Consider the following 8,329-nt stretch of genomic DNA (forward strand, 5'->3'; position numbering starts at 1 on the left):
CCCCGGCCGCTCCCACGCCTCGGGTGGGGTTTTCACGGGGGGGGTGGCCCGGCCGACCGGTCCTCGGCCGGGCCACCGCCTTCCTGCCCGTCCCCTCCGCCCGCGAAAGGAACCTCGTGCTCGCAGCAACGACCCGGCGGCCCGCGGCCGCCGCCACGGCCACGGTTCTCGCGCTCCTCGTGCTGGTGCTGTTCCCGGGTACCGCGTCGGCGCACGCCGTGCTGCTGGACACCACCCCGGGCAACTGGCAGGTCGTCGACGCCTCGCCCCACCAGATTTCCCTGCGGTTCAACGAACCCGTGGACGTCGGGCTGGCGGAGATCAGGGTGCTCGGCCCGCGCGGCGACGCCGTCGAGGGCCTGCCGCGGCCGGTGCACCCGGACGAGCGGCGCGAGGTGATCGCGGTGACCGTGCCGGACACGCTGGCGACCGGCACCCACACGGTGGCCTACCGGGTGGTGTCCGCGGACTCGCACCCGGTGCAGGGCGCGTTCAGCTTCAGCGTCGGGCAGCCGACGCCGGCGCCGGACGCGGCCACCGCCCCGGCCTCGTCCGGCGGCGACGGCCTGACCGCGACGGCGTACGGCGTGGTGCGCTGGCTCGGGTACGGGGGTCTCGCCGTCCTGCTCGGCGCGGCGTTCCTGGCCGCGCTGCGCCGGCCGGGCGGCGTGCGAAGGACCGGCGACCGGCGGCTGCTGTGGCTCGGCTGGGCGGCGCTGGTCTCGGCGACCGTGCTCGGCCTCGCCGCGTACGGGCCGTATGCCGCCGGGCGGCCGCTGTCCGCGGTGGGCGACTTCGGGTTGCTCGGCTCGACGCTCGGCAGCCGGATGGGTGTCGTGCTCGCGATACGGCTGGTGCTGCTGGCGGCGGTGGCGGTCTGGCTCGCGAAGGGGTCGCCCGTGCCGCGGAACCCGCGGTGGCACGGCGGCGCCGTGCTCGCGGCCGGGATCGCGCTCGCGTCGACGTGGAGCCTCGCCAACCACAGCGCCGCCGGGGAACACGTCGGCTTCGCGCTGGCCGCCGACACCGTGCACCTGACGGCGATGAGCGTCTGGATCGGCGGGCTGGTCGCGCTGCTGGTGCTGCTCCGGCGCACCGGCGACGTCGCCGGACCGCAGGAGGCCGTGCCCCGCTTCTCCCGGGTCGCGGCGGTGTGCGTCGTCGTTCTCGTGGTCACCGGCACGTTCGAAGCCTGGCGCCAGGTCGGCACGCCGTCGGCGCTGATCGGGACCACGTACGGCACCATCCTCGTCGGCAAGCTGGCGCTGGTCGCCGTGCTCGTCGCGCTGGGAGGCGTCGCACGGCGATGGGTGCACCGGGCCTACGGCGAGCCCTCGACGCCGGCGGAGCGGCGACGGCGCGCCCGGTACGGCCCGCCGGAGCCGGAGGTGCGGCGCTTCCGGCGGGCGGTCGGGTTCGAAGCCGCTGTCGCCGTCGTCGTCCTCGGGTTCACCGCGGCCCTGGTCAGCGTGGAACCCGCCCAGGCCCAGGTCGTGCGGGAGGCCGCCGCGCCGAAGATCCCGGCGTACACCGGCCCGGTGACCACGGTGCTGCCGTTCGACGCCGGTGGCCCGGCCGGTCGCGGGCAGCTGGCGGTCGACATCTCGCCGGGGCGGATCGGGCCGAACACCATGCACCTGTCGGTGCTCGACACGCAGTCGCGGCCGCACGAAGTGGCGGAGCTGCGGGCCGAGCTGCGGCTGCCCGACCGCGCCGTGGGCCCGCTGCCGGTCCGCGTCGAGTACGCCGGGCTCGGCCACTACGTCGCCGGGGCCTCGATCGGCATGCCGGGGCAGTGGGAGCTCGCCGTGGTCGTCCGGATGTCCGAAGTGGACCAGGCGACGGTCCGGATCCCGCTCGGGGTCCGGTGAACGCCGTGCTGTCAGGGGAGAAGATGGTCCGGCGCGACGCGCGGCGGCTGCCCGAGGCCGCGTTGGAGGAACTGCGCCGCCGGACGGTCGCCGCGGTGGAATCCGGCCTGTCGCGCAGTGAGGTGGCCCGCCTGTTCGGCGTCTCCCGCAAGACGGTCGGCAGCTGGGTGAGCTCCTACCGGGACCTCGGCGAGGACGCGTTCCGCCCGCGCACCCGCGGCCGGCGCCCCGGCGAGCAGCTGGCGCTGTCGCCGGGCCGGCAGGCCGCCACGCTCGAGGCCATCACCGGGCGGACCCCGGAGGAGGCCGGGCTGCCGTACCGGGTGTGGACCCGGCAGGCGATCGCGGAGCTGGTCAACCGGGAGTTCCGGATCACGCTCAGCCCGAGGACCGTCAGCGGCTACCTCGCGCGCTGGGACCTGCTGCCCGGGCCCGGCGTGCTCGACGTCCAGCCGGGGATCGACCCGGCGCAGTCGCGGGCGGCCGAGGTCGTCCGGCTGGTGTGGCACCGGACTCCGTCCGGGCTCGACGTCCTCCTGGCGGTGTGCCCCCGCGGTTCGCTGTTCTTCGACGTCCGGACGGCCCCCTTCGACGCCGCCTCGGCGGCGGACTTCCTGAGGCGGCTGGCCGACCAGCTCGCGCGGCCGATCGACGTGGTGGTCCGCCGCTGGCCCGCCCGGGCGACCGGCCTGGTGCGGACCTGGCCGGGCGCGCCGGACGACCGGATCACCGTCCGTTTCCTCTGACGGGCGTTCACGATTTTTCGACGCCCAGTTTGATCGCCGTCGTCCGCCACGCGGTGCCGGCCCATTCCAGCGCGAACACGAAAATGGTGCGGTTGGCGGGCACGATTTCGGTCGTGCCGCCCGCGCGGTCGAGCACGGTCAATGCGTCCTGGTCGAACAGTGCGGTCACGGTCTGCTTCTCCGGCGGCCCTTCGGGTACGGCGCTGCGGAAATGGATCCGGCCACCGCGGTAGGTCGCCCCGGCGGCCTTGTCCCGGTCGAGCTGCTCGGCCAGCCGGGCGCAGGCCTGGCAGCTCGGCGTGGCCAGCTCGCGCAGTGGGCCGGCGTCGAGCGTGCGGTAGCCGTAGTCCACCAGGTCCAGCCAGTGCGAAGCGAACGAAGTCGCGCCCTGTGCGTCCCTTTTGCCCGCGGGGGCGGGCATCGGCGGCACGGTCGCGGTGGCCGTCGCCGGTGCCGCGGGAGTGTCCGGAGCGGGGGTGCACGCGGCGGCGGACAGGCCCGCGGCGAACGTGATCGCGGCCCAGCGGCCGGCCCGGGGTGTGCGCATGGACCGGAGGATGCCACAGTTTCCCGCGGCGATGGCAAAATTCCGGAGTCGTTCCATTAATGGTGCGTTACGACGGTCCCACCTGCGTTTTACGTGGACGGTGAAGTATCTGTGAGTCGTATTGTTTTCGTCGACTCCGGGATTGCCGGGGCTTATGCTCGGGAAGACCCGTATCGGAAACGACCGCCGGAGGGGCCGGGAATTCGCCGGATCGAACCGAGGAGTACCGGAATGCCGAACCTGTGCTGGGGAACCACCGATCTCTACCCGGGCCGCGTGCACACGGTCCTGCCGGGCAGCACGATCTCGCTGTGCAGCCAGGGCCGGTACACCGAGCTGGTCATGGACCGGATCGACGAGCACCGGAGACCGCACGTGCGGATCTGCCCCGAGTGCGCGCTCGCCGCGGTCGACCGGCTCTTCCCGGCCCGGCCTTCGCCCCACCCCCGCCGGGACGGCGGGCCGGTCGTCAACCTGGCGGCAGGATGAACCGGACCGGTAGGCCGGCGGGGACCGACCGCAGGAACCCGCGTGCCCCGGCCGGCCACGGCCCGACGGCGACGGTGAGCCCGCGGCCGGTCCGGGCGGTCAGCTCACTCAGGAAGCCGGTGATGTCCGCGGCGTCGAACGGCCCGCGCCGCGCCCGGAAGTGGAGCATCCCCCGGCTGGTGACGGCGAACAGCACGTGCACGTCGCCGAAGTGGTCCCGAAACCCGGTCAGCAGGTTGTGCCCCGAGGTGACCAGGCCGGTGTCCGGCGGGGCGTGCGGGCGGGTCCAGCCGAGCCACAGCGCCTCGGCGTGCGGCCACGGCTCGGCACCCGCCGGAGCGGGCCGCTGGACCGGGACCAGCCGCGGGAGCCGGCGTCGCGCCTGCTCCGGCGCGAGCGCCCGGTCGTCGATGAGGCCCCAGCGCTGGAGGTACTGCGTCACCGTCGTGGGGCTGAGGAGGATCCGGTACCGGTGGTTGACGAGCTCGGCGACGGCCTGGCGGTTCCACAGCCGGTGGGGGAGGCCGTGCGTCTCCGGCGAGCCGGAGATGATCGCCTCGAGCGTCGCCGCCTGGCGGGGCGGGGAGAGTGCCAGCTGCTCACCCGGGCGGCGGCCGCGCGGCTTCGGCCGGAACGCGTCGTCACCGGCCGCGCGGTAGGCCTGCACCCAGGCGCCCACCGTCTTGCGCGAAACCCCGAACGCGCGCGCCACTTCGGTCCGGGACACGCCGGCTTCGACCGCTGCCACGGCTCGTCGACGCAGGACTTCCAGCGCCTCGGCTGGCAGGCTGCGCGCGTCGCCCGAAGTCTTGATCGTCAAGGTTCCGACGATAGGGAACTTCGCGAGAGTGCCGGTTATCCGCAAGTGAACCTTGGGGTCGGAAACCGGGCAAGACGCCCACCGCCGGTGACCTGGTTGTAACACCGGTCACATTCGGCCGCGCGAAGGTGATCAGGAGTTGCCGTCGGCGGGATGTGCGCTGTCGGGGGTCAGCGGGTCAGGACCGTGCCCGGCAGGGACTCCACCGCCGCCCGCGCGGATTCCGTTGTCCGGCGCGGACTTCCCGCGTCCGGGCCCGCGGCCGCGGCTGTCGCCAAGGCGATCACCTGGGTCGCGATCGCCTGGCGGCGGGCTTCGAAGTCCGCGTCCGTCAGCGCCACCGGGTCCGCCGGCTGGCCCAGCACCGGGGTGTGCAGGTGGCCGCCGGCCACCGACGTCAGTCCCAGGCCGAGGCGGACGCGGTTGCTGCGGAACATCGACTCGTTCGACAGGTAGTTCCCGCCGCCGCCGGAGGCCGCGATCTCGCCCGGGGCCGGGGCGTCCGAACGGCACACCGTCGCTCCCGTGCCCGGGTGCGCCGGGTCCGGCCACACGCAGAACGCCTCGTTGAAGTTCACCGGGTAGGCGCCGGTCACCCCGAGCATCCGCGGGTACGGCAGCGTCGTCTCGATGAACTGGACGTCCGGCTGGGGCCAGCCCGCGGCCGGTGGCACCGCACCGGTCACCGAGACGTTGTCGTTGTCCGGGAAGCCGCCGCGCCAGTTGCCGGCCCAGCGTTCGATGTCGAACTGGCCGGGGCGGCCCTGGCTGATCGTCATCAGCACGTCCGGCCGCCGCGTGCGGTCGCGCAGCGCCGAGCCGTACGCCGCTTCCACGATGCCCTCGTCGAAGTACCCCCACACGACCGGGAAGCTCACGGCCTGCACCACGGCCGGGCCGGACGGCGTGTCGAGGACCCGTCCGTCGAGCTGCAGCGCCGACGCCCCCGCCGGGTTCGAGATCCGGACGCCGGAGCCGTCCAGCTGGAACGGGTCGAACCCGCTCACCATGACCCGCCGCGTCTTCCCGGCCGGGAACCGGACGTCGTCGAGGCCGCGCGAGCCGCGGTCGAACGCCGACAGCATCGAATGGCGGTCTGGCAACGAGAAGGACGGCACCCACTGCCGCACCGCGCTGCTGAGCTGCAGCCGTGCCCAGTACAGCGGCCGGTCGTCGAAGCGGTCGAGCGTGCCGAGGTCGGGACGGCGGCCCTGGGCGCGGTCGACGGCCGTCCGCCACAGGCGGTCACCGGCCTGCGTGACGACGTGTTCGGCGCGCCTCGGCGTGCGCGCCGCGCAGAGATCGTGCTTCACCTCGGCGACGAAGGAGTCGAACCCGGCCAGCCGGACGAGCTCGGGGCCGACGGCGGGTCCGCCGGCCGGCATCGTCGCGGTCAGCCGCTGTTCCTCCACGGTCAGCGGAACCGCCGTGTCGAAGCAGGTGGGGGTGGCCGTCGCGACGCCGGGGAACGCGAACACCGGCACGGCGGCGAGCAGCGGGAGCAGGGCGGAAAAGCGCACGGGTTTCCCTCCACGTCGGGGACGGCCTCCGGAGCCGAGTCTTCCGGTTCGCCCGCGATCCGCGTAGGGGCATTAGTCGGTTGGCGACTTGAAGCCGTCTGGGGCAAGGGGCAGACTCGCCCGCATGTCCGCGCACCGGAGTCGCACCCTCGTCATCGCCGCCACGGCCGCGCTCGTCACGACCGTCGCGGCCGGGCCCGCTTCAGCCGCCACCCCCACGCCGAAGTCGCCGGTCGCCGTCGGTTTCGGCGGTGCCGTGGCCAGCATCGACGCCGACGCCACCGCGATCGGCACCCAGGTCCTGCGCGACGGCGGGAACGCCGTCGACGCGGCCGTCGCGGTCGCCGCCGCGCTCGGCGTCACCGACCCGTTCTCCGCCGGTGTCGGCGGCGGCGGGTTCTTCGTCTACTACGACGCGAAGACCCACCGCGTGCACACCCTGGACGGCCGCGAGACCGCGCCGCAGACCGCCGACGCGAACCTGTTCGTCGAGAACGGCCAGCCGCTGCCGTTCAACGACGCCGTCACCAGCGGCCTCGGCGTCGGCGTCCCCGGCACGCCCGCGACGTGGTCGGAGGCCCTGCGCAAGTGGGGGACGCGGTCGCTGGCCAAGTCGCTGAAGCCCGCGGAGAACCTGGCGCGCAAGGGGTTCGTCGTCGACCAGACGTTCCAGACGCAGGTCGCGAACAACGCCGCGCGGTTCTCGGCGTTCCCGTCGACGCGGTCGCTGTACCTGCCGGGCGGCGCGCCGCCCACCCCGGGAACCGTCTTCCGCAACCCCGACCTCGCGGACACCTACGCGCAGCTCGAGCGCCACGGCGTCGACGCGCTGTACCGCGGTCCGATCGGCGCGGACATCGCGAAGACCGTGCAGCAGCCGCCGAAGGACCCGGCCTCGACGTTGAACGTCCGGCCCGGCAAGCTGTCCACCGCCGACATCGCGGCCTACCGGGCGATCGAGCGCGACCCGACCCACGCGCGCTACGAAGGTCTGGACGTCTACGGCATGCCGGCGCCGTCGTCGGGCGGGCTCACGGTCGGCGAGGCGCTCAACATCCTCGAGAACTTCGACCTGAAGCACGCGAGCAAGGCCGACTACCTGCAGTACTTCCTGGAGTCGACGCGGTTCGCCTTCGCCGACCGCAACCGCTGGATCGGCGACCCGGCCGTCATCGACGTCCCGGCGCGCGAGCTGCTCAGCCAGCGTTTCGCGGACACACGGGCGTGCCTGATCTCGAAGGACAAGGCGGCGACCAGCCCGGTCGCCCCGGCCGACCCCCGGCACCCGACGCCGTGCGCCGCGGGCGCGACCGCCGCGCCGACGCCGTACGAGGGCGAGAACACCACGCACCTGACGGTCGCCGACAAGTGGGGCAACGTCGTCGCCTACACGCTGACGATCGAGCAGGAGGGCGGCAGCGGCATCGTCGTGCCGGGCCGCGGGTTCCTGCTCAACAACGAGCTGACCGACTTCTCGTTCACGCCGGTGACGCCGGGCGTGCCCGACCCGAACCTGCCGGGCCCGGGCAAGCGGCCGCGCTCGTCGATGGCGCCGACGATCGTGCTGAAGGACGGACGGCCGTTCTTCGCGACGGGCTCACCGGGCGGCGCGTCGATCATCACGACGGTGCTGCAGGTGCTGACCGGCCGCATCGACCGCGGCCTGTCCCTGGAGGACGCGATCGCGGCCCCGCGCGCCTCCCAGCGCAACTCGGCGGCGGCCCAGGTGGAGCAGGCCTTCCTCGACCAGCCGGAGACGGCGGTGCTGAAGGCCCGAGGCCAGGGCTTCTCGACGGCGCCGGCGGAGATCGGAGCGGCAACCGGGGTGGAGCGCCTGCGCGACGGCCGCTGGCTGGCGGCGGCGGAACCGGTCCGGCGCGGCCAAGGGGCGGCACAGGTGGTGTACCCGGCGAACTGGTAGGTCGGCCGTCGGGCGTGGTCTCGCCTGCGCCCGACATCGCCCTGGCGCCCCCCAACGCAGCCCCCGCCCTCTCCGGGCACGGTTCCGGCAAAAGTCGATCGCTGCCGCGGTGCTCCGTGGTGGAAGTGGTGCTGTGCGCTGCTGGCCGGGTGTCGCGAATGACTAATTCGGGACGTGCGAGGTCCCCAATGACTCATTCGCGACCTTCGGTAGCGTGGCAGACCTCGGCGACCAGCGTCGCAGCGGTCAAGGAGGGCGGGCCGGGGACTCGGGCGGCGGGCGGACCTGCGTGCCCGGCATCCGGGCGCGACTCTGCCAGGCCCCCGCCACTCGGCGGTTTCTAGGGGTGGTTGCAACACCTGAGTGTTCAGGAGTTGCGGATGTCCAGACGAGATCGGGATCGGGCCCCGCGGGA

Annotated in this window: 7 protein-coding genes; 4 read left to right on the forward strand and 3 right to left on the reverse strand. The window is 73.9% G+C overall.

Translation table 11 applies throughout. The annotated features are described in order from the left end of the window. Nucleotides 1–116: 116 nt before the first annotated feature. Both AB0G28_RS48680 and AB0G28_RS48685 read left to right on the forward strand, forming a co-directional pair. On the forward strand, nucleotides 117–1,871 hold the full coding sequence (locus tag AB0G28_RS48680) for a copper resistance protein CopC (RefSeq protein WP_361106316.1): 1,755 nt from the start codon (nucleotides 117–119) through the stop codon (nucleotides 1,869–1,871). A gap of 5 nt (nucleotides 1,872–1,876) precedes the next feature. Continuing rightward, on the forward strand, nucleotides 1,877–2,617 hold the full coding sequence (locus tag AB0G28_RS48685) for a helix-turn-helix domain-containing protein (RefSeq protein WP_361106319.1): 741 nt from the start codon (nucleotides 1,877–1,879) through the stop codon (nucleotides 2,615–2,617). Between the two features lie 7 nt (nucleotides 2,618–2,624). Here the strand turns inward: AB0G28_RS48685 and AB0G28_RS48690 are convergent, their stop codons facing one another. Next, a complete protein-coding gene (locus AB0G28_RS48690) occupies nucleotides 2,625–3,164 on the reverse strand; it encodes a DUF6318 family protein (RefSeq protein WP_361106322.1) in 540 nt (179 codons plus the stop codon). 231 nt (nucleotides 3,165–3,395) lie between these two features. On the opposite strand from AB0G28_RS48690, the gene AB0G28_RS48695 reads away from it, so the two are divergent. Further along, the gene (locus AB0G28_RS48695; protein WP_361106325.1) at nucleotides 3,396–3,653 is read left to right on the forward strand and encodes a hypothetical protein; all 258 of its coding nucleotides are present in this window, start codon (nucleotides 3,396–3,398) and stop codon (nucleotides 3,651–3,653) included. Here AB0G28_RS48695 and AB0G28_RS48700 read toward each other — a convergent pair. After that, entirely contained in the window at nucleotides 3,634–4,473 is an 840-nt protein-coding gene (locus AB0G28_RS48700; protein ID WP_361106328.1) for a helix-turn-helix domain-containing protein, read from the reverse strand. The genes AB0G28_RS48695 and AB0G28_RS48700 overlap by 20 nt on opposite strands. A gap of 170 nt (nucleotides 4,474–4,643) precedes the next feature. Further along, nucleotides 4,644–5,993: a hypothetical protein gene (locus AB0G28_RS48705; RefSeq protein ID WP_361106331.1), complete on the reverse strand. Its 1,350-nt coding sequence runs from the start codon at nucleotides 5,991–5,993 to the stop codon at nucleotides 4,644–4,646. Nucleotides 5,994–6,117: 124 nt separating this feature from the next. On the opposite strand from AB0G28_RS48705, the gene ggt reads away from it, so the two are divergent. Beyond that, nucleotides 6,118–7,914, forward strand: coding sequence for a gamma-glutamyltransferase (gene ggt / locus AB0G28_RS48710; protein ID WP_361106334.1), 1,797 nt, complete (start codon nucleotides 6,118–6,120; stop codon nucleotides 7,912–7,914). Nucleotides 7,915–8,329: the final 415 nt, after the last annotated feature.

It is taken from the genome of Amycolatopsis sp. NPDC021455, assembly GCF_040640995.1.
Classification (GTDB): domain Bacteria; phylum Actinomycetota; class Actinomycetes; order Mycobacteriales; family Pseudonocardiaceae; genus Amycolatopsis.